This is a genomic window from Flavobacterium antarcticum DSM 19726 (assembly GCF_000419685.1).
GTDB lineage: Bacteria > Bacteroidota > Bacteroidia > Flavobacteriales > Flavobacteriaceae > Flavobacterium > Flavobacterium antarcticum.
In genome coordinates this window covers 13,498-40,046 of the sequence record NZ_ATTM01000007.1, presented here as the reverse complement: position 1 = coordinate 40,046, position 26,549 = coordinate 13,498, and the positions used below count along the sequence as shown (strand labels likewise).

Genomic DNA, 26,549 nt, shown 5'->3' with positions numbered 1-26,549 from the left:
GTTTTCTATTTTTGCCTTTATGGAAAACATCTTCAACGACGAATATTTTATGAAACGGGCTTTGCAAGAAGCTGAAATAGCTTTTGACCGTGGCGAAATTCCCGTTGGAGCCCTAATTGTTGTCGATAATACGATTATTGCCCGAACGCATAATTTAACTGAATTGCTGAACGATGTGACCGCTCATGCCGAAATGCAAGCCATTACTTCCGCTGCAAACGCTTTAGGAGGAAAATACCTAAAAAACTGTACTTTATATGTTACACTTGAACCTTGTCAAATGTGTGCTGGTGCTTTATACTGGAGCCAAATAACCAAAATCGTTTTTGGTGCTTCTGACGAAAAACGAGGTTATCGAACGATGGGAACTCAACTGCATCCAAAAACGACAGTGGTTTCCGGCATTTTAGCGGAGGAATCCAGAGCGTTGATGCAACGATTTTTTTTAGAAAAAAGAGGGTAGCGTACGAAGGTGTAGCTATTAATCTTTATAGATTTATACTTTTCTTTTTTTAAATTGAATTTCTTGGAGAAATGTAAGATTATCTGGCATATTACTTTTATTAACGTCATTTGATTTTATAGTATAATTTTTTTAAAATTATCTAGTACTGAAAAACCATTACTTTATACTGTAATTAGTCAACTGTTTCCGCTTTAAAGCTTAATTTTGCTAGCAAATTAAAATCAATGTGGTATTTACTATTCAGTATTATTTGTAGCGTTTCCGTTGGAGTTATTTTCAAAATAAGCCGTCGGTATGAAATCAATAGCATTCAAGTTGTAGGGACGAATTACTTAGTTGCGTTACTTCTTTCTGCAGTTTTTTTCAAGCCAAATTTAAGTACGATTGATTCTTCAGCGCCATTTTTAGTATACGGTAGTCTAGGAATCTTACTTCCCGTTGTGTTCTTGTTTTTGATTGCATCTATTGCAAATATTGGAATTGTAAAAACAGATGCAGCTCAACGATTGTCACTTATAATTCCCATTTTAGCTGCCTGGCTTATTTTTGGAGAAGTGTTCACCACCTATAAAATAATTGGAATTGGTGTTGGATTTCTATCACTTTTTTTTATCCTTTCCAAACCAAGTACGACTTCTAATTCAAGTTGGAAATATCCCGCCCTAGTCTTTTTAGGTTTTGGAATTATAGATATTTTATTCAAAGAAATCGCTGTTTACACGCAAATTCCCTATACAACTTCCCTCTTTTTTATTTTCGCAATTGCTTTTCTTGTAATGGCATTTGTTATTGGATACAACTGGTATCATAAAAAAAAATCGTTTCAACTTAAAAATTTACTCTTTGGTTTTTTAGTGGGTTTATTTAATTTTGGGAATATCTTGTTTTATCTAAAAGCACATAAATCGTTTGCTGAAAGTCCTTCAACAGTATTTGCGGGAATGAATATGGGAGTGATTATTTTGGGAAGTTTAATTGGTGTAATCGCATTTAAAGAAACTCTTTCTAGAGTGAATTACCTTGGTTTAATTCTGGCTTTAGGTTCGGTAATTTTGATTGTTTTGGGTCAAATGGGTTAATCCCAAAAGCGATGATTTCATTACTTCGTTCCGACGTTTTAAAATTTAGAAACTTTCTATAACCAGCTTTAAATTACTTTATTATTACTGTAAAAATTCTTGAGCACTAGGATTAATACTAAAGTAATTTATCGGAAACTAGGTTATTTTATGTTGAATTATAGTTAAAAATATGTATTTTAAATAGAGTTTAGTGTATTTCATCGGTATTTATAAGTTTTAAAATAAAAATTTATAATAATGTTAAAGTATATTGGTTTTCTGCTAAATTTGTTATCTCTAATTAGTTTATTTCAAACTTACTATAAAAGCCATGAACAAAAATACCTACTATTTTCTTGCAGTTCCGACAATAAATATATTCTTTGACAATTTATTTCAAAGGCTTTTTTTGTGTATTTCAATTGTATCCATTCTATCAGGTAATTTGCTCTATTGCAGGACTCTTTTAAATTCAGTAACTGTAAATTCTACGTTACTCTTGATAAAAAAAAATAAAACTATATTATGTCTTCTTTTTGCTTTACTATTGAGATTTAACGGTTGGAGTGTTACTTTAGATTCTAGAATTCCTACTATAAATACATGCGGTATTTTTACTAAAAATAGTGACAAAGTCACTTTTACTACTATTACATCTATAAGTTCTGGAGATTGGTCCAACGCTACAATTTGGGGTGGAGGAGTAGTTCCAACTTCTAGTGATAATGTGATAATTGCAGATGGAAATGTCGTTTTGATGGATAATGATTTCTATGCAACAAGATACTCAGGCACAACCACAACGGTTAATTTTGGAGGAACTTTAGCAACTAAAGTTAACTATATTAATAATGGTACTACGACAATAAAGGGATCTTTCCAAATTAACCAAGGAGGTTTCGGTAGTGGAAGTGGTTTATGGACCTATGATGACGGGACACTTATCTTTAATAATTCTACTAGTGTTTATGGTCCAATAGATAGCGGCCATTCTTATTGGCCGATGGATATCGGTCGACGCCCCTTAAATGTAGACGTTGCAGGTCCAGGTGGAATTGACATCGGCGTTTCAAAAATCGTTGATGGTACATTTCAAACTGTTTCAGGAATAAAACTTAGCAGTGCAACATTGACTATTAATGGACGATGTCAAATAAATGCAAATGGTTTCTTTTATAACGCACCTAATTATGGTCCCAATTCTATACTAGTTTATTCCGTAGGAGGTTATTACGGAAGAGGTTTAGAGTGGAGTTCTACTTCAGGTGCTGGCTATCCAAGTTCCATCCAGCTATCAAATAATACTACATTAGATTATCCAAATACAGGTTCTAGCGCATTTGCTGCACCATTACAAATTGAAAAAAATCTTATAATTGATCTTGGTTGTTCCCTGTACATGGGCTATGGAGATTATGGCAACAAATCGAGCAAACTTAGCATTGGTGGAAATCTCATAAATAACGGAAATTTTTCACTTGGTAATATGGAAGGTAGTGACCTAGAAATCGGTGGAAATTGGAATAGTTCAGGAAGTTTTTATCCAAACGATCGTGCTGTATTTTTCACCAGTACTATTCCTCAAACTATAACTGGTCCCACAACGTTTGACTACTTAACACTTAACAATATATCTGGTTTGTCATTGCAACCAGCAAGTACGGTTATCGTCAATAAAACTTTAGATTTAAATGCTGGAAAAATTATTCTAGGAAACAGTAATTTGACCGTCTCTGGCTTGTTTTCTAATTTTACTAATATCAATTTTATAGTTACAAACGGAACGGGACAACTAAAACGCCCCGTCAATAATATTACGTCTGTAACTTTCCCTGTAGGAAATTCGTCGTATAATCCAATACTATTTGAAAGTGCAGGAATTCCAGATGTTTATGGTGTTCGTATTGTTGATGAATCAATTTCGAACGGTTTTTTTAATTTAAAAACGGTGAAAAGAAAATGGTTTGTTTCTGAAAATGAAACTGGCGGCAGTAATTTAAAAGTTGCTGTACAATATAATGTAGGTGACGAAAATAATGATTTCAATGGCGCTACAAATCCAAAAATAGGATTTTACAACGGGACATCTTGGACAGAAGTTTCTGCTATCGCCTCAGGAACTAATCCCATACTTTTTACTTCTAGTACAAGCACTACAACAGCTTCATTAAATGGAACACAATATTTTGCGGCAGGAAAAGACAATGCATTTTTGCCAAGTCCTGCTTACGCATATTTTAGAAGTAAAACTTCAGGAAATTGGTCTGCAACATCTAGTTGGGAATCATCTGATGATGGAAGTACGTGGATAAATGCCACAGTTACTCCATCAGAACTGGCAAGTACGATTGAAATTATAAATGGACATACAATAACGTTAAGTTCAGATATAACAGTGGATCAATTGATCATTAAAAATGGCGGAAAATTAATCGTAGATACTAATGCAGGAATTCTCAATATTAATAACGGATTAGGAATAGATGTCGATATCCAATCTGGCGCTGTTTTACAAGTAATAAATAGTGGGTTAAGTTTCTCCTATTCAGATCGAATAAAATTTTTAGGCTCTGCGTCACTTAATGTACTAGGAAAAATTATTATTGGTGATGGATCAGCGACTATTGGAAGTGGTTACGGAGCTTTTGGCTATGCAAATTCGGCTCAAATTATTTGGAATGACAAAGCCGTTTTCGAATGGAATACAACAGGACCAATCCCTGAAGGAGATGGGAAGACCTACTTTCCCGGAGTTTCAGCTTCAGTAATTCCTGTTTTTAAAATCACCAAAATTGGTAGTGGAAATTTTGGTGGCTCAAACCCAACTGTAATAAATGGCAAACTCGAACTCAACGGCACAACTGTAAATTGGGGAGGAGTAAGTAAAAAAACGTTTAGGAACGGAATAGTCGCAATTGGAAATGGATCAATGATCAGGCAGACAGCGGACGTTGGTTTATGGCAAATAGGTAACGGAACATTTGCTGGACTTGCAGAGCTTGGCGGGTCGACTGGGATTTTAACATTGACAAATCCTAGTGGAACTATAATTTCAACTTTATGTACAGCAACATTAACGAGTAATATAACTTTAAATGGCGGGACATTTGAAAACATTGGAACTTTAGAATTAAGCACTTTTTCAATTTCGGGAACTGCACTTTTTGCAACAAGAACAGGATCTAATTTAATTACTGCAAATACAGGTGGTTTAGTTTCCGCTATTACAGTTACGGGAACAAAAACTTATGAATCCGGCGTAAATTACACATTCAATGCAAGTACAATGACGCCATTTCCAATGAGTACATTTGGAAGCCCTGCTGGTTTAACTTTCAACAATTCTGTAATAGTTTCCAATCGTCAAGAAAGCATGACGGTTTCTGGCAACATTAATATTAACGGAAATTCTAGATACGCATTGAATCCTACTTCAAATAATCTTTCATTAGGAGGAATCATGACTATTGATGATGCGGCAACGTTTGATAATAATGGTGAAAACAGCATTACTGGAGGTGGGTCTATTATAATAAATGGCAATTTTATTACTCAAGACGCAGAAGGTTTTACAGGTGGGAATACTGCTATACCAAACATATTACCAACGCTCGGTAATAATTCTACAGTAGTATTTGGTCGAAATGGCAATCAAGTGGTTACAAATTTCGATTACAAAAATATTACATTCAGTGGAGGAGGGATAAAAAATACTGGGACTGTAAATGTTGATACTTATGGTTTAGTTCAAATAATTGAAAACACAACCGTTGACGCGGGTGGAAACCTTGCATCAACAACGGGAAACAGTACTGGTTTTCTCATGGATAGTGGCCGATTAATTTTAAGGACAACAGGAACTCAGCCAAACATGCGTGGTATTTATACTTTGAATGGAAGTGGGATAGTTGAGTATTCAAATTCTTCCATAACAAAACAAACAATCAGATCGAAAGTATATCAAAACATTGAAGTAACAGGAAGTAATATTGCAAATTCAGGGGGAAATATTACTTTAAATAATAATGGAAGCTTCGTAATAAAAAATAATGGTATTTTCACAATTAATGATGATTCAATCATTGGACCATTAGGAACGCAAATGATAAGGGTGGAAAATGGCGGTACCTTCAGAACAAGCGATACCGATGGATTCAGTGGAGCTTCAAATACTTCAGTAAGAGACAATATTGAAACAATAATTCTTGAAAACAACAGTACTGTTGAATATTCGCGTTTAGGGAACCAAACAATAACTCCTCTCACATCAACTAACGAATATGGAAATCTAAAAATTTCTGGAACTGGAACTAAACTTCTAGGAGCTGATGTCATTAAAGTGGCAAATAATTTAGAGGTAATTTCAAGTTTATTAGAAATTGGAAGCAACAAAACACTTAGAGTTGCAAATAAAGTAAGCACTGTAGATACGGATGCTTTAAATGGAATCTATATAAAAGACTGCGGTAGCTTAATTCAGATTATGGATGTTGATAATAAAACGGGTAATTTAAATGTGGGTAAAGTTAAAATGGAACGACTAGCTAAACCCATGTTACGCTACGATTTTAGTTATTGGAGTTCGCCTGTATTTGAAGACGGTGATGGCGTTGCACAACCGGGAGAATTTACTTTAAACAACTTATCGCCCTTAACGCTCGCAGATAAATATTACCGATGGAATGAAGACTTACAACAATGGCAGATAAATCATCAAGGTACTGCTGCAATGATTCCCGGCCGTGGTTATATTGTTAGGGCTCCACAAAACTACGATATCACAGGAACTGAGGGAATTTACGCTGCAAATTTTCTCGGCAAAAATAATAATGGAATTGTACGAATGAAACTGAAAGGATCAAGTAGTCTTACCGAAGCACATTATAAATGGAACTTAATAGGGAATCCATATCCTTCAGCCATTAGTGCTCATAAGTTTTTAGACGAGAATATGAATACAAATCCAGGTGGAAATAATGTGGTAGCAGGAACTTTATATTTTTGGACACACAATACCGCTGTTGGTGGAAGTACTTTAAGTTATACTCCCAATGATTATGCCTCTTGGAATAGTTCAGGTGGTGTTGCTACAGCTACATCAAATCCCGCTACTTCAGTTCCTGAACTCGGAAATAATTATGTGCAACCTTCAGGATACATTGCAGCAGGTCAAGCTTTTTTTGTACGAGGAACTAACGACGACGATACTAAAACAGTTCTATTCAACAACGCTATGCGAGTTGATGCGTTGACAGGAAGTACTAACAATAACAATCAGTTTTTCCGGCCAGTCGCTACACAACCAGTTGATAACTGGGAAATGATTGGCAAACACAGAATCTGGTTAAATCTCAAGGGTCAAGAAAAAGGCTTTAATCAAATCTTAGTTGGTTATATTGAAAATGCCACAAATGATTTTGACATCCGTTACGACGGAGAAACTTTTGGAGGTAACTTCGTAACGTTCTATTCTATTTTAGATAACAAAAATCTTGTCATTCAAGGACGTAGCTTGCCATTTGTAAATACAGATACCGTTCCCCTAGGTTATAGTACATCCCTAACAGGAAACTTAATCATCAGTATCGACCAAGTAGACGGATTGCTTAACGGCCAAGACATTTATTTGCAAGACAATGTGCTGAATGTGATTCACGATTTGAAAGCGTCTGATTATACTTTTGCGACTATACCGGGAACATTCAACACCCGATTTGTGTTGAGGTACATGCCGCAAGAAACCTTAGATAATCCAACATTCAACGAGCAAATAAAAGGAGTAGTTATTCGTAAGAACCAAGTAGTCTTGCATGTAAATTCGCCTTTTGAAATCATCAACACCGTATCGGTTTACGACATCACCGGCCGACTTGTTTTTGAGAAAACAAATTGCAACACAAATACTTTTGACGCCAGTCACCTCGTTTATGCAGATCAGACTTTAATTGTAAAAGTAAAATTGAATAACGGAGGAGTAGTCACACAAAAGGTCTATTAGCTTTACGAAATAGAAAAGAATTTCGTTATGTTATTTTTATGAAATAAATAGCTCAGAACGCTTTTTCGAAATCCGATTAATTGGTTTAGAGCCAGAGAATTTCTCAACTACTATAACTGCAACAAAATACTGACGGCATTTCCACCAAAACCAACCGAATTGATTAAAATCTTTTTTATATCTTTCGATTGTAGTTGAGGTGTACAAAAAGGAACATCAATAAAATAATTATGTTGCAACATCAACACGGCTAACTCCATACTCAAAAGTCCTGAAGTGGCAAAAGTATGACCCGTTTTCCACTTATTTGTTGTTAAAAGTGGAAGGCTTTCGCCAAAGACATGCTGGATTGCTTTGTATTCTGACGAGTCGCCTTTTATAGTTCCTGGAGCATGCATCACAATTACATCTACCTCATCAAGTGAAATATTTTGCAAGGCCATTTTCATCGACTTTTTAAAACATTCTGCTTCAGCAGAAACCGATACACTGTGTTTTAAGATTTCAGTGGCATAACCAATTCCTGTGATGTAGGCCAATGCATTCGATCGTTCACCCAATTCTAAACAAATGGATGCAGCCCCTTCACCAAGCACCATCGTGTTCCGTGTTTTGGCTAGATCCATCGAACGACAAGGAAAATCCAATTCCGTATTTGCAGCATAGATTTTCATTGCCTTCATTTGGGCAATTGTAAATGGAGTCAAAGGTGCTTCACTTCCTCCAACCAAAAAAGCATCTGCCATTCCGGCTCTTAACCAAGCAACGCCATTTAGTACGGCATGCAAACCCGTAGAACAAGTTATGGAATGCGATAATTCTGGTCCATCGGACTGCAGATCATGTGCAACCCAAGAGGAAATATTTCCTAAAGTTGTAGATGGTGAAGCTAAAGTGTGTGCTTTTCCTGTTTGCAAAAATTGTTCAAAATGTTGCTCAAATAAAGTCGTTGCTCCACGTGACGAACCAATATTGATTCCAAAATCAGATTTTTCATTCCAATTTGCTTGCTCAACTGCTTTTCGTGAAGTCCAAATAGCCATCAAGACAGAAGGATCTAAAGATTTATATTTGGAATCACTTTTGGCAATTTGACTTACTAATTTCTTTGATTCTAGTGATAACGGTGCGATGAATTCTAGTTCAGTTCCAAATAACTTTAGTTCTAAAAAATGATCAGGTCGCAAATAATTCTGCCAAATTTCTTCAGGATTTGTACCTAAAGGAGAAAGCGTTGAAAGTGCTGTTATAGCAATGGGTTCTTGCAAAATATAAATGGTGTGGTGATTCTGAAACTAATAGCCCGGATAGCAGTGAAAATCCTTTTGTTTTTTTCTTTAAAAAACAAAAGATTGAAGCGGATAGCCGGAAATAGCTCCAAAATTAAACTATTTCTATGGCTTCCTCAATAATCGTGTAGACTTTTTGCAATTGTTCGTCCGTTATGATGTACGGAGGTAAAATGTAGACAATATTTCCCACGGGTCTTAAAATAACGCCTTTGTCAATGAAGAAATTATAGAGTTTGTTTCGCATGCTTCCGTAATAACTTTCGGTCGAATCGCTTTTAATTTCCAATGCGAAAATTACTCCTAAAACGCGAGTTGTTTTTACTTTCGGGTGGTTCTGCACTCGTTTTTGAAAAGCCAAATGCTCTGTAGTAATCCGTTTGATATTCGCCTGCATTTCTGGTTTTTCAAGTAAACTCATGCTTGCCAAAGCGGCCGCACAACCCGTTGGATTTGCTGTAAATGTATGTCCGTGAAACAACGCTTTATTTATATCATCGTCGTAAAAAGCGTCAAATAATTCCTGTGTGAAGGTTGTCAAAGCCATGGGGATTGTTCCGGCAGTTAAAGCTTTTGACAAACACATCATGTCCGGTTGTTGCTTCAAATAATCACAAGCAAAGTTTTTTCCGGTCTTGCCAAAACCCGTCATTACTTCATCAGCAATGGTGAGAACTTTGTGTTTTTTGCAAATTTCAATTAGTTCGTCAAGTGCTTCAGGATTGTACATCACCATTCCGGCAGCACCTTGAACGAGCGGTTCGAAGATGAATCCTGCACAAGAATTAATTTGAATTACGTCTTCCAATGCATCAAAACTGGCTTGTTCGTTTCCGGGTGTTGGAACGGGAATTCGGACAACGTCAATAAACATTCCCTGAAAAGCTTGGGTGTAAAATGAAATCCCACTAGCAGCCATTGCGGCAAATGTGTCGCCGTGAAACGCATCTTCAAAAGCAATAATCGTGGTACGTTTTTCACCTTTATTATAGAAATATTGTAAGGCCACTTTTATCGCAACTTCTACTGAAGTCGAACCATTGTCAGAGAAAAATAGTTTTTGTTGATTCGAAGGTAACATCGGTAGTAACTTTTCAGCTACCTGAACGGCGGGTTCGTGCGTAAATCCTCCAAATAAAACGTGCTCTAAAGTCGTTAATTGCTTATAAATCGCATCGGCAACAAAGGTATTGGAATGACCAAATGGATTGACCCACCACGATGCGATTGCATCAATGTATTCTTTGCCGTTTTCATCCCACAATAAAGCGTCTTTTCCTTTGACAATTGCGATTGGGGTTGCAGCCGTTTTATGTTGGGTATAAGGATGCCAAAGATATTTACGGTCTTTTTCGATAAGATTCATTTTGTGCTTTTTAAAATAATTAATGCGAATGTGTTACAAGTTTTGTAGTTTTTCGCGCCACAAATCGGCATATTCATTGATTACATTCGTGTCAATATACGGTTCTGGTCCTAAACGACCTACGAATTTTACACCTGTTTTATGTAGAATAATAGATTCTGTGGCTTCGTTTTTTTCTCCGTTGAAAATAATTCCCGCAACCGCAATATTTCTGTTTTTCAAGGCTTCAATAGTCAATAAGGTATGATTGATGCTTCCTAAATAATGCCGAGAAACGACAATAACTTTGTAATCTGAGCGAATTAAATCTGCAATTGTATCCACATCGTTAAGCGGAACAAATAAGCCACCAGCGCCTTCAATAACCAAATGATTCGTAGTTTTCGGCTCAACAATTTGATTTAAATCAATAGTTATTCCATCTAATTTCGCAGCTAAATTTGGACTTGCCGGAGTATGCAAAGCGTAACTGTTTTCGAAGAAGTGGGTTTTTGAATTAGAAATGTAAGCCTTAATTTTATGTGTATCCGAATGTTCTAAATCACCCGCTTGAATCGGTTTCCAATAGTCGGCTTCCAAAGCTTGTGTAATAATTGCTGAAACGACGGTTTTACCTACATCAGTAGAAATTCCGGTTACGAATATTTTCATTTTTAGTTTATTTTCTAATTGTTGCAACTTGTTAATTGCCTGTTCCTGAAAGTATATTGATATACGTAGGGACGCGATTCACTATCAACTTTTATTGAAATTGATTTAGAACAAAGTTCGGAAAGTTTTCATAAACTGATGCTTCGTGTTTTTAATTTGTGATTTTAACGCATTACATTGCTGTGGAAATCATAAATAGAGTGCAGAATTATCCTTATCAGAATGAAAAAGGAAACAAATGTATCAAAATAAAAGATGTGATAAGGCATTCAGTACTGCTACAATTTCTGCTTCGGAATTAAAACTGTGCAAACAAATTCGCAATCGTTCTTGACCTTCGGGAACTGTGGGAGATAAAATGGCTTTTACATTAAAACCTTTTTGCTGCAATTGATTGGCAATATTTTTCACTTTCTCATTTCCAGGAATTACGGCACATTGAATGGCGGATTTGCTTCTCACGAAAAGAGGTTTTAATCCCATCAATTGTTTTTGCTGGTTGAATGTATTGATGTTTTGCCGCAGTTGTTGTCTGGCTTCATTATTTTGTGCCAAATGACGGTAGGCTATTTGAATCGTTGCAACAGAGTGAGGAGGAAGTCCTGTGGTATAAATAAGACTTCTTGCAAAATTAACTAAGTACGACTTTAAAATAGTACTTCCAAGAATTACAGCGCCATGACAGCCGAGTCCTTTTCCGAAAGTTATAATTCTAGCAAAAACCTGTTGTTGTAAAGCTTGCATTTGTATCATTCCTTTACCTTGATTTCCAAAAACACCTAAAGCGTGGGCTTCATCAACAATAAGATAAGCAGCGTATTTTTGACAAATGTTTGCTATTTCGGTTAACGGTGGTGTGTCTCCATCCATTGAAAAAACAGATTCGGTGACTACATAAATGATAGTATTTGAGTCGGTTTTAGTTTTTAAAATCAAACGTTCTAAGTCCTCGTCGTCGTTGTGTTTGAACTTGTAAGCAGTAGCATTTGAAAGTTGGACGCCATCTCGAATAGAAGCATGAATTAATTCATCGTACAAAATAAAATCACCTTTTTGTGGAACTGCACTAAAAAAACCAATATTCGCATCGTAACCGGAATTGAATAATAAAGCAGCTTCACTATCATGAAATGCAGCGATTTGATTTTCAGTTGAGGTGTACAAAGCGTGGTTTCCTGTCAATAGTCGCGAACCTGTAGCTCCATTTTGAAATAGATTTTGGTCTAATAAATAGTTATGTACTTCGGTGAATAACGCTTTTGATTGGGCGAAACCCAAATAATCATTCGAAGCGAAATCAACAAGATTATTGCTAGTTCCCAATTGCCGCAATGCATTATGTTCCGTTCTTCGGGTTAATTTGTCCGTTAATTTTGGAGGAAACTTCATGCGGTAAATTTACTAAAAAAGAAAATAGCGATGAGAATCATAAACTGTTGAAAAAACTGTAGCGAAAAAAGATGGAGTAGAGGAAAAGTAAAAGAACTCAATGAGGATGAAAACAGAGAAATGAATTTCAAATTTTCGAAGCGGATAATGGTCTAAAGAATCCGAACTTTTTGAAATTTGGCAATAAAAAAAACCGTAATATATTGAAAATCAATAATTACGGTTTTTGTACCCGGTGCCGGAATCGAACCGGCACATCAAAGATACTAGAGTTTGAGTCTAGCGCGTCTACCAATTCCGCCAACCGGGCTTAGTAGTCGAAGAAGCTACAGCTTCTATGCAATGAAACAAATAAAAGTATTCGTTTGTTTCGCACGGTGCAAATGTAAATAATAAATTTACATATTCTAAAAAAATACTAGAAAAATTTCGGGTACAAGTTCATTTTTATTCCTAAATTTGCACCTCGTTAAAACGACACAACACTAACTAACTACAAAACAACTAATTAAAATGCTGTACCAAGAACCAGATGCAAAGATATTTGCTTGTTCACAAAGCGTACACTTAGCCGAACAAATTGCCGAGAAATACGGTGTCGCGCTAGGTAAAGTAACGGTTTCAAAATACAGTGATGGTGAGTTTCAGCCGTCTTTTGAAGAATCAATCCGTGGCTTAAGGGTCTTTCTAGTTTGTTCTACTTTTCCAAGTAGCGACAATTTAATGGAGCTTTTGCTGATGATTGATGCTGCTAAAAGAGCTTCGGCTAGACATATTACCGCTGTAATTCCTTATTTTGGATGGGCTCGCCAAGACCGTAAGGACAAACCGAGAGTTCCGATTGGAGCAAAATTAGTTGCAAAACTATTAGAATCTGCAGGTGCGACTCGAATTATGACCATGGATTTACATGCAGATCAGATTCAAGGATTTTTTGAAAAACCAGTAGATCACTTGTTTGCTTCTACCATTTTCTTGCCGTATGTGAAAAGTTTAAATTTAGAAAATTTGACTATTGCATCACCGGATATGGGAGGTTCTAAAAGAGCGTATGCGTATTCTAAGTTCTTAGAATCAGATGTGGTAATTTGCTACAAACAACGCAAGGCGGCAAATGTTATTGGAACCATGGAATTGATTGGTGAGGTAAAAGGTAGAAATGTAGTCTTAGTAGACGACATGATTGATACGGGAGGCACTTTGGCGAAAGCCGCTGACCTGATGATGGAAAAAGGAGCTTTGAGCGTTCGCGCGATTTGTACCCATGCGATTTTATCAGGAGATGCTTACGAAAAAATTGAAAACTCACAATTAAAAGAGTTAATTGTTACCGATTCTATTCCTTTAAAGAAAGCGTCGAATAAAATTAGAGTAGTAAGTTGTGCACCATTATTTGCAGAAGTAATGTTGATGGTGCAACACAATAACTCCATCAGCGGAAAGTTTTTGATGTAAATCAACTGCTAAAAGCTCAAAATAGAATTTTTTAATTAATTATATATATTTACAATGAAGTCGATTACAATCAACGGATCAGAAAGAGAAAGCGTGGGCAAAGTAGCTACTAAAGCCTTACGTAATGCTGGAATGGTTCCTTGCGTTTTATACGGAGGAAATCAACCAGTGCACTTTTCAGCAGAAGAGAAAGCATTTAAAAACTTGGTTTACACTCCAAACGCACATACTGTAGCGATTGAATTGGGAACAAAGAAATTTAATGCAATCTTACAAGACATTCAAGTTCACCCAGTATCAGATAAAATCTTACACTTAGATTTCTTCGAATTACACGATGACAAAGAAGTAACTATGGAAGTTCCTGTGAAAATTACAGGTGTTTCTCCAGGAGTACTTTTAGGTGGTGTTTTACGTTTGAACCAACGTCGTTTAAAAGTAAAAGCTTTGCCAAAAGATCTTCCAGATTTTATTGAAGCGAACATTTCTGAAATGCAAATGGGTAATAAATTATACGTTACTAAATTAGTTGCTGATAATTACAAACTATTACACCCAGACAACACTGTTGTTGCGCAAGTAAGAATTTCTCGTGCAGCGATGAAAGCAGCTCAAGAAGCAGCAAAAGCAGCAAAAGCAACTCCTGCAAAAGGAAAGAAAAAATAATAATAAACGTATTATCATTTCAAAAGCATCAGTTTCAATACTGGTGCTTTTTTTTTGTGCTTTTCGCTAAGAGAAGTATTGCGTAGAAAGAGAAAACTGAATGAATATCAAGATAAAAGAGTATTAAACAAAGAATAAAATGTCCTGTAGTTTAATATGTTTGCTTTTAACTAGGATTTGAAATTTCAAGTCTTAAGATAGCAATTTAAGAAAGTAATAAAGAATTTTAAAAAGAAGTTCCTTTCTATAAACACAAAAAAAAAGCGTTTCATTTCTGAAACGCTTTTTACTCCTTCGAGGTAATAAAAATAATCTATATATTTTTAGTCTTCAAGAGCTACTACTTGAGCAGCTACTTTACCTTTTCTTCCTTCTTCTTCTTCGTAAGATACTCTGTCACCTTCGCGAAGTTCTTCCGCTCTAATTCCTGATGCATGAACGAAAATGTCTTTTCCTGTTTCTTCGTCTGTAATGAATCCGTAACCTTTAGACTCATTGAAAAATTTAACTGTACCTGTACGCATTGTAATAATAAAAATAATTAATAATGCCACAAATGTAATCTTTAATATCATACAACCAACACGTTATGTTAAAAACTTTAAGAAACAGTGTGTTTATTTTTTAATAGTGTTGGTTTTACAAGCTTTTGAACTGTTTACTAAATTGGAAATTAACAACAAGCAGAAGCTTCTATTGTAATTAAAATGTTCGACTTACCCAATTTCTAGCGGTTAAATGAGGAATTTATTGTTTAATAACTGTACTTTTGCCGCGTTATGGTTGAACTATGTTCAATAACAGGGAATCAAGTGCGATTTTTAATTTAAACTTGAGCTGTACCCGCAACTGTAAACTACAAAACTTGTAATCAACTGCACAACCACTGTTCGGAACAGCGAATGGGAAGGAGCGATTATAAGATGTGAGCCAGGAGACCTACCATATCAAATTAATAACGAAACTTTCGGGAAAAAAGGTTTACGGAAATCTTCTGATGCAACTGATTTGTTTGCATGAGTCTTGTCTTCGTATTGCTAATTTTTAGAAAGTAGTCCATTTTGAAACTTTTTAATTTTTTATACCATGAAGAGAATTACTTTATTATTCTTGTTTTTATTTACGCAAGTTCTTTTTGCGCAATTTTCAGCGTCGGACGTTAAATATTTTATTGGCGAAGGAACGGAAACAGCTTACTTAGTTGTTGATTTCAAAGACGGTACTGCAGATAGATCCTATGCTTGGGGAATACGCTTTAATCCAACAGACGAGATTAGTGGGGGAGAAATGCTGCAGATGGTCGCTGATGCAGAACCCGCTTTTAACTTTGAATTAGGAGGTGGGTTTTTAGATTTGATTTCTTTTAATTCACACTTAGAAGAATCGGGTGATGATTGGTGGAGTTTGTGGACCTCGTCTTTCGGTCCTGGCGAATTTGATCCAGCAGGATGGATGTCGTCTGATTTAGAAAATGGCCAATGGTACGGAGCTTCGTACGGATTTGGTAATCCATCAACGCAAGCGCCAGTAAATCCCATTGCAGCATACAGTTCGCAATGGTTTACAAATGCAAATGTCACTTCTTGGCAAGGAACTGGAGTGAACAAAAGTGTCGTTGTTGTAGACTTTGGAACAGATACAAACGGAGTTGCAAATTCGTTTGCAGTTGGCTTGCAATACGATGGTACCTTGTCAGGTGAAGCTATTTTGACTGCAGTACAATCCTATATCAGTACATTTTCATTTTCAATGAGTAACTCAGAGATTTCCGCAATTACATTTGGTGCTAACACAGAAACAGGTACGTGGAATATTTTTCAAGGGACAAATTTATCAGATTGGGCGAATAAAACGACACTTTCTCAAGTAACCTTGTCTAATAATCAATGGTTGGGATTGAGTTATGGAACTCGACGTCCTTTTAAACCACAAGAAATGACTACTTATTTAGGATCCAATAATAATAGTAAGTCCGCTTTAGTGAAGTTATATCCAAATCCTGTTGAAAATATCTTATATATTTCGTCTTCAGATGAAATTCAAGGTTTAAGTGTTCTTGATCAAAATGGTAGAATAGTTAGAGAAGCAGAAGGGACTGCAATTGATGTGAGTACTTTATCAAAAGGAATGTACTTTCTTAAAGTTGATAACGGACAGAATATTCAAGTTGAAAAGTTCCTTAAATTATAAAATTTTTTAGACTAGATTTAAAAATAGAGCATTGAAGCGTTGACGGTTTAATGCTCTTTGCTTTTGCTAAATCTCCTGTAACTGCTGAAACTGTCGGCATGATTCTGTTACATGAATTTTAGCTTGAAGGTTGTTTTATTTTTAAGAAAGCTACAGTTGATCACAAATTCTCGCAAGCGTGTACGAACGATGTGAAAACGATCATAGAACGTAGCTGAGAAAATGCAACTCGGTTTAAAACGAAGTGCAACATAAAAAAGGAGTGAAGGCCATTTGGTTTTCACTCCTTTTTCTGTTTTTAGTATTTGTAAAGAATACAACTTTTATCTTGTTTGTAAACGAATAGATATTCGTTTAAGAAGCCAAGTAATTTATCTTAATTTCAATTTTAGCAAAGTGTCGAAACATAGCCATCACGCCACAATATTTATCGGTTGACATGTGAACGATTTTCTCTAATTTAGCTTCGTCCAAATTGGCACCAAAAAAATTATAAGTTACTCTGAACGTGTGAAAAGTTTGCACCTCCTCATCCGTCAAATCGCCTTCCACGTCAATTGTAAACGTATCGATTTCAGCACGCATTTTTCCAACTAAATTTGCAATATCCATTGCAGAACAACCTGCAAGCGAATTCAGCATCATTGATTTTGGACGCAATCCTGAATCAGAACCACCTTGTTCAACTGAAGCGTCAATTCTTACTACGCCTCCTGGATTTGTACTTGCAAAAGCCAATCCACCTAACCATTTTGTGTGTGATTTTGTTGTGCTCATAATTTTTATTTTTTAATTAAGGACAAACTAAATAGCATCCTCTATATTTTTCAAATCTGATATTCTATAAAACTTCATGTTGTTATTCTGAACATATTTGCAAATTTCAATCAGCGTTTCATATTCTGTTTCGTAATTATTTTGAAAATGAAGCACGGGTTTGTGTGCGTAAAATACTACAATTTTGTTATTCTTTTTTGCATACTCTAAAATCGACAAAAAATACGAAATACTAAAATGTGCATAATTTTTATCAATCCCTAAACCCAAAACTACGCGGTTGTTAGTGTAGTAACAATTTTGAGCTGTTGGATTTTGATTTCCGTAACAGGTACCTCTTAATATCTGAAATTCATTCAGCAAAAGCGCGTCTGTTTCAACAGTTCGTGCACCAAAAGGATAAGCAAAAGAAGTGGGTTCTAAATTATTTTCACTCATCAAGCTTACCATCGGATAAATCTCTTGCGAAAGATAGGGATCGGTTCCATTTTCAGCAATGAAAGTCGTCGCTTTAAGGTGATTCAATCCGTGTCCACCAATTTCGTGTCCAAAATTCTTCAACTCTTTCAACTTCTGGATTTTCAGTTGTGACAACTGATTAAATTTCGTCACAAAGAAAGTGGCTTTCCAATCGTAAGGATCTAAAATCGAATTTACGGCAAACCATTCGTCTACATAGTCATCGTCAAAAGTAATGACAATTCCTGCTTCTAATTTTATGGGAGTTTCGGCTGGAATATAATCGTCTGAACTACAGGAAAACAACACAAGAGTTAGTAGTACAAATAAATATTTTGTCGAATTCAATTTCTGGAATAGTGTTTAGCGTAAATGCTCATTTGTGATAGCTTCCATTTTATATATTTCAATTCCTACTCTGTCAATATGTTCAATAAATTCTTGATTGGTTATATCATTATAAATCGAAATGTCAAATTTATAAGGCAACATCAAATCATCTAAAGCAAATTCAATTTTATTTTGCAACGTCAAATCAATTCTTTTGCCAACTATTGAGATATCAATATCCGAGGCAGGCTTAAAATTTCCCATGGCTCTTGAACCATAAAGTATAACAGAATTAATCTCTTTATAATTTCTAAAAACGGCGTTCATCTTTTCAAATATGTCTTTAGAAAGACCTGAATTTTTCATTAAATAATATTTTCTTAATCAATGCTCATTTTTTGCTCCATATTTTTTTTAAATTCTAAAAATGCAGGAAAATAATCATTGAGGATTTTTAAGTAAATTTCGTCTGCCGTTGCTTCGTTGTACGTATGTGAAGTTTTGTTTCGACTTCCAATCATGTCCATCCAAACCGCTCCATCTGACATTAATTGCAATTGAAATGCTTCTCTCGTCGCATCACGACTGCCACCAACTGTTGTGTTTCCCTGATATGTAGCGTAATCTTTCATCACGTTCCACGCTAATTCGTGTGTATATTCAAAACGCTGAATTAGTCCTTCTTTGATAATTTCGTCTAAAACAATTTCTGTTTTTGAATCGTTATTCTTTATATAAGCAACTGCTTCAACAAGTTTTTGAAATGCTTTTTGAAAGTTTTCAAAGCGTTGTTTCCATCTCACATCTGCATTCATATCGTTATATTTTTTACGAAAAATTGAATTTAAAACAATCTATTTCCCCATTTTCCCGCCAACCACAACCACAATTTCCCCTTTCGGAGCTTTTGCTTCAAAATGAGTCAACACTTCGCGAACCGTTCCGCGAACATTTTCTTCATGGAGTTTTGATAATTCTCTAGAAACACAAATTGTTCGGTCTTCGCCAAAATAAGTAATGAATTCCGCTAATGTTTTCAATAATTTGTGAGGCGAAACATAAATAATCATTGTCCGAACTTCTTCTGCTAAAATCAAATATCGGGTTTGGCGTCCTTTCTTTTCCGGCAGAAATCCTTCAAATGTAAAACGGTCATTTGGCAATCCGCTGTTTACTAAAGCGGGAACAAATGCGGTCGCACCAGGCAAACATTCCACTTCAACTCCTTGTTCTACACAAGCTCGGGTCAATAAAAATCCAGGATCAGAAATCGCAGGCGTTCCTGCATCAGAAATTAGCGCGATCGTTTCTCCCGCTTTCAATCGCGTGATTAAACCGTCAATGGTTTTGTGTTCGTTGTGCATGTGATGGCTGTACATGTGTGTGCCAATCTCATAATGCTTGAGCAATTTTCCACTGGTTCTTGTGTCTTCCGCCAAAATTAAATCGGCTTCTTTGAGGACACGAATCGCTCTGAACGTCATGTCTTCTAAATTTCCTATTGGCGTGGGAACGATGAATAATTTACCCATTTACGAAAACTTTTTTTCAATTAATTCCATAAAACGTAATGCATATTCGTCTTTTCCTGCCCAATTGTTATAATCCGGTTTGACCATATCTTGAATGAATTCTTCCGCTTCTGAAAAGTTGGCAAACGTACTCAACTGAGAAAGTACCCGATTCAAATCTTCGCTACTTCCGCCAAAAAGGTGTTTTTCAAAACCAATTCGGTCGTTCAAACCAATGTTGATTGTTTTTGACAAACTATCGTTCAATGAAACGCTTTTGGGTTCGTGGTGATCAATAACAAATTGCGTTTTCTTGGTTTCCACCACTTCCACTTTAGTCACGGTATCTTTATGGTCTTCGGGATTCGTTTGTGTTGTAGTCGTTTCGTTTGAGTACGATTGTTCCGCTCTGACAAAAATAGGCTCCACATGTCCTTCACTTAAAAAATCTTCTAACGTGATTTGCTTTGGCAAAATTAGTTCAGGTTGCTCTTCTTTTGAAATTTCAAAAAGAGGTGCAAATTCAATTTCTGCTTCTGCTGCAACTTCTGCATCTTCAACTTCTTCGTCGTGAACATCTTCAATCAATTCCGGCTCTTCGTCTACGAATTCTTCTTCGTCCACAACAGATTCTTCTTCATCCGGATTTTCAACTTCCGTTTCGTGCTCCTTTTCTGAAGTCGCTTCTTCCACATTATCTTCCGCCGGAAAATCATCTACTTCGGCTTCTTCTTGAACTTCAGCTTCCTGTTGTCCCTCTTGATACTCTTTTGCTTCAGCTTCATCTTCTTCTGATTCAACTTTAGTCCAAGGTTTTGTAGCAGTATTAATTTCAGCGACCACTTCTTTCTCCGTTACTTCCGCATTTTCTTCTGCATCAAAAATTGCTTCTACCTCTTTTTCAGCACTTGCGTAACCAATTGTTGGTTTTACTTCACTAAAATTCTCTTCCACAAAACGCAATACCGAAATCTTCTCGTACAACTTCAACGTTTCTTGTTGCAGTTGTGCCAATTCCGATTTGTTTTTCAATTTCAAAATCCGATGTGCAATACTGATCAGTTCTGCTTCTAACTTTCTTTTCATAGTGGTAAAATTATAGTGGATAAGGCAACTTCAAGTTAATTTTTTTCTACAGTAAAAAGTTTTATTTTCCCAAATCAAGGTTCTTAAACTTGGATTAAAGAAAATTTTTCTACTTTTGACAACGTCGATGTAAAAGTAAAAAATATATGTCGGTTTAACTTCCCTGCGAAGAAAAAAAACGAATCCCTTTTAAGTTAGAAAAATACAAAATGTTTCTCGAAAATACAGTAAATCATAAAGAACAATTTGGCTGGATTGAAGTAATCTGCGGTTCGATGTTTTCGGGCAAAACCGAGGAACTGATCCGTCGACTTCGTCGTGCTCAATTTGCCAAGCAAAAAGTAGAAATTTTCAAACCTGCCGTCGATACGAGATACCACGATGAAATGGTAGTTTCGCACGACAGCAATGAAATTCGTTCCACACCCGTTCCTGCTGCGGCAAATATTCGTATTCTGGCACAAGGATGCGATGTAGTTGGAATTGATGAAGCCCAATTTTTTGATGATGAAATTGTCGCCATTTGTAACGATCTTGCTAATTCTGGAATTCGTGTGATTGTTGCTGGTTTAGACATGGATTTTAAAGGAAATCCGTTTGGTCCAATGCCGGCTTTGATGGCAACTGCTGAATATGTGACGAAAGTCCATGCCGTTTGTACACGAACGGGAAATCTGGCCAACTACAGTTTCCGAAAAAACGACAGCGATAAATTAGTTATGCTTGGTGAAACGGAAGAATATGAACCGTTGAGTCGTGCCGCTTTTTATCATGCGATGAAGAAAGATTAGTTTTAGTGGTGACTTGAGAAAATTCCCGAGTTGATTATTTCTTCCAACGAAAACTTTCCATCATATTCTGTAAATCATTTCTTAAATAACTTGCAGCAGGCATGATCGAATCAAAGTTAGGTTTTGCATAGAAGGGAACGGAACAATCTACAAAGTAATTCGTGCGGTAAAGTAAAACATACGGTTTTAAATGAATTTCTAATTTGCATCTAGAATTGTAGGATTATTTTTAAATCAATAATTGCTAGATAGATTTAGATAAAAATAATTCGAAATAAACCAATTGATCCTATAATAGTCGGACCAATTTACAAACCTCGTAAACGCAAAATAATTCCATTTTACAATTTAAACAGCATTGTTTTTAAGAAACTTCTTAAAGTTTATAACTCACAGAAAGCAAAATTACTCGAGGCATTACAAATCTTGAGTAATTTGAAATGGAATAATCAGAGAAGGAGAAACTATTTTTAGTTCGATTGTCAAATAAATTATTTGCCGAAATTTCAAAACCAAAAGGATTGTTTTTTTCTTGATAGCGAAGCGAAGTATTGGCAATTTCGTAGAAATTAGTTTGGTTGCGATCGTCCGTGTTTTTTAAATTTTCATAACTGAATTTATATACAAAGTTCTTCAAAAACTCAACCGAACCACTTGCATTAAAAGCATCTGTTTTATAATGGGAAGAAGTTAAGCCATTAAAAGCACTAAATCCCTTCGTGTAACCTACTTCTAAATCAGGCCACTTTCTATTTGCGGTTCTTAAAGTAACGCCGATGTTTTGGCGGTTACGGTCGTTTTGGGTACTGATGTCGTTTACCGTTTGTGTATACGTAAACCAGCCGAAGGAGGTATTAATTCCTGCTTTAAAGTGGTAAATTTTCTTTTCAAAAGACCCATAAAAATTCCAATTTGTTTCTGGATTATCTGTAATTATAGGCGTGCTGAATTGATTGATGCCTTGCAAAACAACATCGTTTCGTATTGTTCTTGCTTTTTTATTGAAACTTGCTCTTGTATACCAAGTGATGCCGCGGTACATATTCATTTTTCTGTAATTCAAGGAAGCATTGTGAAATCGTTCGTTTCGCAACAACGCATTTCCTTTGTAAACCGAATTGTAACTCTGCAATCGGAAATTATTGGCTAACAAATTGACATCGGGAAAATCGTTTTCTAACTTGTAATTAAATTCTAAACTTTCTGATTTATTAAATTCCAGTTCGCTCGTAAATTGGGGTTGAAATAAAGTTTTAGACAACTGATAATCTGAATCAAATTGTTGCGTTTTTAAATCATACCAATGAAAATAAATTCCGGGTTTATTGGTCCAAATGCCTATTTTGAATTTATATTCCAACCCAATATAAGCGTCGTTTAGTTGATAATTGACGTCGTTTCCAAAACCTGCAGAAGCAAAATCATTCACCGTTCCGTTGGTTAAAAGTTGCTTTTCGGACGTGATGTATTGCGATTTCCCATAATTATTTCCCACATTGGTATACAAATGATTGAAGTTATTGATAATCCAATAATGCTTGAACAAAGCATCGATGCTGTTGTTTTTGGTTTTATTAATTTGGTTAATCGTATAAGTCGAATCGTCTTGTAGCGGAATCAATCCCGGTAAAAAAGATTGGTCTGTAAACCACGTATTTTGTGGTGTGGTTTCTTCAAAAGCTTGATTGATTACTAAAGTGGTCGTGTGGTTTTGATTGATGCTTTTATGCCATTCTACATATTGCTTCACTGAGGTATTATCGGCCTTTTGCAAAGTCTCAAAAGTGCTGGAATTTAAATTAGTTGCTGATTTCAGCAAATTAATTCCATCGTTATTACTCGACTGAAATTGTCCGTTGTAATAGATTTTTTCTTTTTTATTAGGCGAATAATCCAACTTTACATTTCCAATTCCTAAAAAGGTTTTATTTTCATCGGATTGTTTTCTTTTTTCAAAAGTCAATGATTCATTTTGCAAATATTGGATGTTGCTTTCCAGTTTTTGATTCATAATCACTTTACTGAATATGGCAAAACCCGAAATTTCCAACTTTGGCGAAGCCGTATAACTAAAATTTAGTGCGCCAAAATGCGACTTATTTTCTACCACATCAGTGTTATCATTGGTAAACGAATACAGATTTGTAAGTGATTTTCTGCCGGTTAAAAAGCTACTTGCACCACCATCAAAACGCATCAAATCTTGATAGGTAAAAGTACTTCGCCCTACATTATTGCTATCGCCAATGAAACTCACATTTCCTTTTGGACTGTAATAAAACAAGGCTGCATGAGCCAAATAAAAACTATTATCGCCGTTTCCTACTTCGGCACCGGCTTCTACATCGCCAAAAACAAATTTCTTTTTATCTTCCTTGAGTTTTACATTCATTGCCAAATCTTCAGAATCCGAAACCTCTTTCATAAAACCAACTTCATTAAAGTGGTCTATCACTTCAATTTTATCTAAAGCATTGGCTGGAATATTTTCCACGGCAAGTTTTGTTCCGCCTCCAAAAAATGACTTTCCTTCTACTAAAAGTTTGGTTACTTTTTTTCCTTGAACGGTAACACCGCCATTTTTATCGACTTCGACTCCGGGAAGTTTTTCGAGGATTTCCTTCATTTTACGTTCGTTTCCGTTGGCAAAACTGGCGACGTCAAATGTCATCGTATCTTTCTTGATAATGATGGGTTTGAATTCGTGCTTGATGATGATTTCTTTTAGGTTTTCACCAGTAGCTTTTAGTTTAAAGTTGTGTGTAGTTATTGTTGAATTTGGCTCAACGATTAGCACTTCTTGGGTATAACCGATGTAAGAAACTACAATTTCGTACTTTACATGACTGTCTAATTCTAAACGAAAACGGCCTTTATTATCAGCCATGGCAAACTTAATTCCTGCTTTTTCTTGAAGCGGTTTTGCAATTAAATTTGCGGATTCTAAGGGTTGGTTTAAGGAATCAGAAACTACTCCTGTTATGGTTTTTTGGGAAAAGACGGAGAAGGAAATGAGGAGGAAAAATAGTAGGGATTTGGGCATTTAGCAAATTTTTTAATAAAAAATATCTTTAGATTATCAATTTCACATTTAATCTTCATTAATGATGTCGTCAAGCATTTTAGAATATTCTTTTTCTGACAGCCATTTGCCTTTAGTAGGCAAAGTAATTACATTTTTTTTATTTGGATTTAGATCTATTTTTCTAACACCTAAAATCACGTTTCTATTATGTAATTCCAATATCAATCCTGGCAAGCCTCCTTCTCCTGCAGGTCCATAAGGCACTGGTATTGAAGGACAATACCAAGCGGTTATTGTTCTATTAAAAACACCTGCATCCCCATTATCAATTGTCATTATTCTTGATGCTTTGAAACAAGTTAATCCATCAATTTTTTTACTTTCGTTTAGTAGCTCCCAATTATAATTATATTGAGATTGAAGAATGATTTTCCCAAATCCTTCCTCTTCAAACTCCCTTAAAAGTAAAGATGTCTTTTTAATATTATAATACTTTCCTGAAACTCCACTAAAAGCAATAGCCATAGAAATATTACTTTGATTTATATCCATCATTTCATCAATAAAAAAGACGGATTGTTGCTCATTGAATATCAAAGTACATGACAAATAATGTGTTGATTCTTTTGCTACTTTTAAAAACTCCTCTCCAGGTCCTTTATCAAAATCGGGATCATCAGTAATAATTATGCCGTATTGAATGCTTCCGTCTAAAATCTGGCAGTAGCTAATACAATTAGTAAGTAGCAGTAAAATAATAATTGTATTTTTCATATGCTTTTAAATTAAACAAGTCTTGTATATCAAGACTTGTTTCAAATCTTCTTTACCACCCAAAACAAATTCATTAACTTGAAACGGATTTACAAGTGGTTGCGATTCAGAACTTTTCCTTGCAATGCGGATTTTATGCATAAAAGTCCAAGAAGTAGTTCTGCTTATTTTAAGTCGTTTCGCCATCTAGCTTGCTGATAGACCTTTGGTAGATGTACTCATGTCAAAAGCAATAAAAAAAGCATTTTTAAACCAAAACGAACTCTATGAAACAAAGTGTTTGCTGTTGGACTTTCAACGTGATGAAAGCGATTACAATCTCGTGCGTAATTTTCTTTCCTATTGTAAATTTAGAATGATTACGCTTTTTACAACTAAATCCATTTGACCATTTTTTGTCGACTAAATAGGATAAACAATCTTTTTCTGTTTTAAATTTTTTAGCAAATTTAAATATATTTTGTCCAGTAAATATCTCCATTTTTTTTTATAAGTTAAGAATTTATTTGAACACCTCAATTTAATTTAATCTCGAAAATTATTTAATTGCCCATATCTTCCATCATCTTATTAAATATATTTGTAAACTCCTTTTCGTCAATAAGTTTATTACTTCCCACCGATTCTATTGTCAAATCATCGTAAAACTTTATGGACTGTAAAACATACTTCTCTTTTGCATTTTCATAAAGTGTCTCAAAAATTAAACCTGGTAAACCGAAAAATCCAGCTGGACCGTAGTTATAAGGTAATTCTGGACAGAACCACGCTACTAAGTTATAATTCTTTTTTCCCCTAAAATCGTCAACTACATGAATTCCAGTAGCTTTGTAACACAAGTAACCATCTATTAATTTGGTCTCAGCACTAATTTTCCAATTGTACTTATTTACATCCAGTTTAACATATAATTGTTGACCCAAAAATGTCGCCATAACAACGTCCTTTCCAGCCAAACGATAATAATAATTATCAGTAACAGCTGATTGACGCTTATAATTAATCTCATCGCTTTTCATCCGCTCTTTTTCATAGAAAAAAGCATTGTCTAAGTTTCCCTTTAATACAAATTCTCTTTTTTTTGCATCTGCTATACGATTTATAATATTATCTTTTATATTCTGGTCGTTGGTTATTTTATTCAACTCATCGACTGTGAATTCTTGAACTATTATCTTATAATAACATTCTATTCCAACTTTTTTTTGTGCATTTATAAATGTAATCCAACCCAGAAATAAAACCAAGCAAAACAACTTTTTCAT

The 26,549-nt window shown here is 35.3% G+C and carries 21 protein-coding genes, 1 tRNA gene, 2 pseudogenes and 1 riboswitch; of the genes and pseudogenes, 7 read left to right on the top strand and 17 right to left on the bottom strand.

Going from position 1 to position 26,549, the window contains the following annotated elements; all coding sequences use genetic code 11:
- Window positions 1-19 precede the first annotated feature (19 nt).
- From YWA_RS0112535 to YWA_RS0112525, 3 genes are all read left to right on the top strand, one after another.
- Window positions 20-463 carry a nucleoside deaminase gene (locus YWA_RS0112535; protein WP_022828857.1) on the top strand — a complete coding sequence of 148 codons (444 nt, stop codon included), beginning with the start codon at window positions 20-22 and terminating at the stop codon, window positions 461-463.
- 227 nt (window positions 464-690) lie between these two features.
- Window positions 691-1,545 (top strand): DMT family transporter, encoded by an 855-nt coding sequence (locus YWA_RS0112530; protein ID WP_022828856.1) that lies wholly within the window; start codon window positions 691-693, stop codon window positions 1,543-1,545.
- 529 nt (window positions 1,546-2,074) lie between these two features.
- Window positions 2,075-7,525 (top strand): T9SS sorting signal type C domain-containing protein, encoded by a 5,451-nt coding sequence (locus tag YWA_RS0112525; protein WP_026718791.1) that lies wholly within the window; start codon window positions 2,075-2,077, stop codon window positions 7,523-7,525.
- A gap of 110 nt (window positions 7,526-7,635) precedes the next feature.
- On the opposite strand, the gene YWA_RS0112520 is transcribed toward YWA_RS0112525, so the two are convergent.
- The 5 genes from YWA_RS0112520 to YWA_RS0112500 form a co-directional block, all read right to left on the bottom strand.
- Window positions 7,636-8,793 carry a beta-ketoacyl synthase N-terminal-like domain-containing protein gene (locus tag YWA_RS0112520; RefSeq protein ID WP_022828855.1) on the bottom strand — a complete coding sequence of 386 codons (1,158 nt, stop codon included), beginning with the start codon at window positions 8,791-8,793 and terminating at the stop codon, window positions 7,636-7,638.
- 115 nt (window positions 8,794-8,908) lie between these two features.
- A complete protein-coding gene (bioA, locus tag YWA_RS0112515; RefSeq protein ID WP_022828854.1) occupies window positions 8,909-10,180 on the bottom strand; it encodes an adenosylmethionine--8-amino-7-oxononanoate transaminase in 1,272 nt (423 codons plus the stop codon).
- A gap of 33 nt (window positions 10,181-10,213) precedes the next feature.
- Window positions 10,214-10,831 carry a dethiobiotin synthase gene (bioD, locus tag YWA_RS0112510; RefSeq protein ID WP_022828853.1) on the bottom strand — a complete coding sequence of 206 codons (618 nt, stop codon included), beginning with the start codon at window positions 10,829-10,831 and terminating at the stop codon, window positions 10,214-10,216.
- A gap of 243 nt (window positions 10,832-11,074) precedes the next feature.
- Window positions 11,075-12,220 carry an aminotransferase class I/II-fold pyridoxal phosphate-dependent enzyme gene (locus YWA_RS0112505; protein ID WP_022828852.1) on the bottom strand — a complete coding sequence of 382 codons (1,146 nt, stop codon included), beginning with the start codon at window positions 12,218-12,220 and terminating at the stop codon, window positions 11,075-11,077.
- A 229-nt stretch (window positions 12,221-12,449) separates the two neighbouring features.
- A tRNA-Leu gene (locus YWA_RS0112500) sits at window positions 12,450-12,530 on the bottom strand.
- A gap of 203 nt (window positions 12,531-12,733) precedes the next feature.
- Here YWA_RS0112500 and YWA_RS0112495 point away from each other — a divergent pair.
- Window positions 12,734-13,675, top strand: a complete 942-nt coding sequence (locus YWA_RS0112495; protein WP_022828851.1) for a ribose-phosphate pyrophosphokinase — start codon at window positions 12,734-12,736, stop codon at window positions 13,673-13,675.
- A 54-nt stretch (window positions 13,676-13,729) separates the two neighbouring features.
- Window positions 13,730-14,341, top strand: a complete 612-nt coding sequence (locus YWA_RS0112490) for a 50S ribosomal protein L25/general stress protein Ctc (protein WP_022828850.1) — start codon at window positions 13,730-13,732, stop codon at window positions 14,339-14,341.
- Window positions 14,342-14,664: 323 nt separating this feature from the next.
- On the opposite strand, the gene YWA_RS0112485 is transcribed toward YWA_RS0112490, so the two are convergent.
- On the bottom strand, window positions 14,665-14,865 hold the full coding sequence (locus YWA_RS0112485; protein ID WP_026704702.1) for a cold-shock protein: 201 nt from the start codon (window positions 14,863-14,865) through the stop codon (window positions 14,665-14,667).
- 239 nt (window positions 14,866-15,104) lie between these two features.
- Window positions 15,105-15,302, top strand: a riboswitch (cobalamin riboswitch).
- A 125-nt stretch (window positions 15,303-15,427) separates the two neighbouring features.
- Between YWA_RS0112485 and YWA_RS0112480 the strand changes: the two genes are divergently transcribed.
- The gene (locus YWA_RS0112480) at window positions 15,428-16,531 is read left to right on the top strand and encodes a T9SS type A sorting domain-containing protein (protein ID WP_022828848.1); all 1,104 of its coding nucleotides are present in this window, start codon (window positions 15,428-15,430) and stop codon (window positions 16,529-16,531) included.
- Window positions 16,532-16,885: 354 nt separating this feature from the next.
- On the opposite strand, the gene YWA_RS0112475 is transcribed toward YWA_RS0112480, so the two are convergent.
- Genes YWA_RS0112475 through YWA_RS0112450 form a run of 6 tightly spaced genes read right to left on the bottom strand, consistent with a single transcriptional unit; the run spans window position 16,886 to window position 20,694 of the window.
- On the bottom strand, window positions 16,886-17,308 hold the full coding sequence (locus tag YWA_RS0112475; RefSeq protein ID WP_022828847.1) for an OsmC family protein: 423 nt from the start codon (window positions 17,306-17,308) through the stop codon (window positions 16,886-16,888).
- Between the two features lie 27 nt (window positions 17,309-17,335).
- Window positions 17,336-18,115, bottom strand: coding sequence for a polysaccharide deacetylase family protein (locus YWA_RS0112470; RefSeq protein WP_022828846.1), 780 nt, complete (start codon window positions 18,113-18,115; stop codon window positions 17,336-17,338).
- Between the two features lie 15 nt (window positions 18,116-18,130).
- Window positions 18,131-18,463: a nucleotidyltransferase domain-containing protein gene (locus YWA_RS15115; RefSeq protein WP_022828845.1), complete on the bottom strand. Its 333-nt coding sequence runs from the start codon at window positions 18,461-18,463 to the stop codon at window positions 18,131-18,133.
- Between the two features lie 14 nt (window positions 18,464-18,477).
- Window positions 18,478-18,912, bottom strand: coding sequence for a nucleotidyltransferase substrate binding protein (locus tag YWA_RS0112460; protein ID WP_022828844.1), 435 nt, complete (start codon window positions 18,910-18,912; stop codon window positions 18,478-18,480).
- Window positions 18,913-18,951: 39 nt separating this feature from the next.
- Complete coding sequence (rsmI, locus tag YWA_RS0112455; protein WP_022828843.1) at window positions 18,952-19,629, bottom strand: 16S rRNA (cytidine(1402)-2'-O)-methyltransferase; 678 nt, start codon at window positions 19,627-19,629, stop codon at window positions 18,952-18,954.
- The gene (locus YWA_RS0112450) at window positions 19,630-20,694 is read right to left on the bottom strand and encodes a hypothetical protein (protein ID WP_022828842.1); all 1,065 of its coding nucleotides are present in this window, start codon (window positions 20,692-20,694) and stop codon (window positions 19,630-19,632) included.
- A 209-nt stretch (window positions 20,695-20,903) separates the two neighbouring features.
- Here YWA_RS0112450 and YWA_RS0112445 point away from each other — a divergent pair, with 209 nt between their 5' ends.
- Window positions 20,904-21,485, top strand: a complete 582-nt coding sequence (locus tag YWA_RS0112445) for a thymidine kinase (RefSeq protein WP_022828841.1) — start codon at window positions 20,904-20,906, stop codon at window positions 21,483-21,485.
- Window positions 21,486-21,519: 34 nt separating this feature from the next.
- Here YWA_RS0112445 and YWA_RS15820 read toward each other — a convergent pair.
- The 5 genes and pseudogenes from YWA_RS15820 to YWA_RS0112420 form a co-directional block, all read right to left on the bottom strand.
- Window positions 21,520-21,648: pseudogene (locus YWA_RS15820) on the bottom strand (gliding motility lipoprotein GldD); the annotation flags it as partial.
- Between the two features lie 213 nt (window positions 21,649-21,861).
- Window positions 21,862-24,528 carry a TonB-dependent receptor gene (locus YWA_RS0112440; RefSeq protein WP_022828840.1) on the bottom strand — a complete coding sequence of 889 codons (2,667 nt, stop codon included), beginning with the start codon at window positions 24,526-24,528 and terminating at the stop codon, window positions 21,862-21,864.
- A gap of 48 nt (window positions 24,529-24,576) precedes the next feature.
- The gene (locus YWA_RS15455; protein ID WP_022828839.1) at window positions 24,577-25,284 is read right to left on the bottom strand and encodes a GLPGLI family protein; all 708 of its coding nucleotides are present in this window, start codon (window positions 25,282-25,284) and stop codon (window positions 24,577-24,579) included.
- A 36-nt stretch (window positions 25,285-25,320) separates the two neighbouring features.
- A pseudogene (locus YWA_RS15815) lies at window positions 25,321-25,765 on the bottom strand (IS1595 family transposase); the annotation flags it as partial.
- A 61-nt stretch (window positions 25,766-25,826) separates the two neighbouring features.
- Window positions 25,827-26,549 carry a GLPGLI family protein gene (locus YWA_RS0112420; RefSeq protein WP_022828838.1) on the bottom strand — a complete coding sequence of 241 codons (723 nt, stop codon included), beginning with the start codon at window positions 26,547-26,549 and terminating at the stop codon, window positions 25,827-25,829.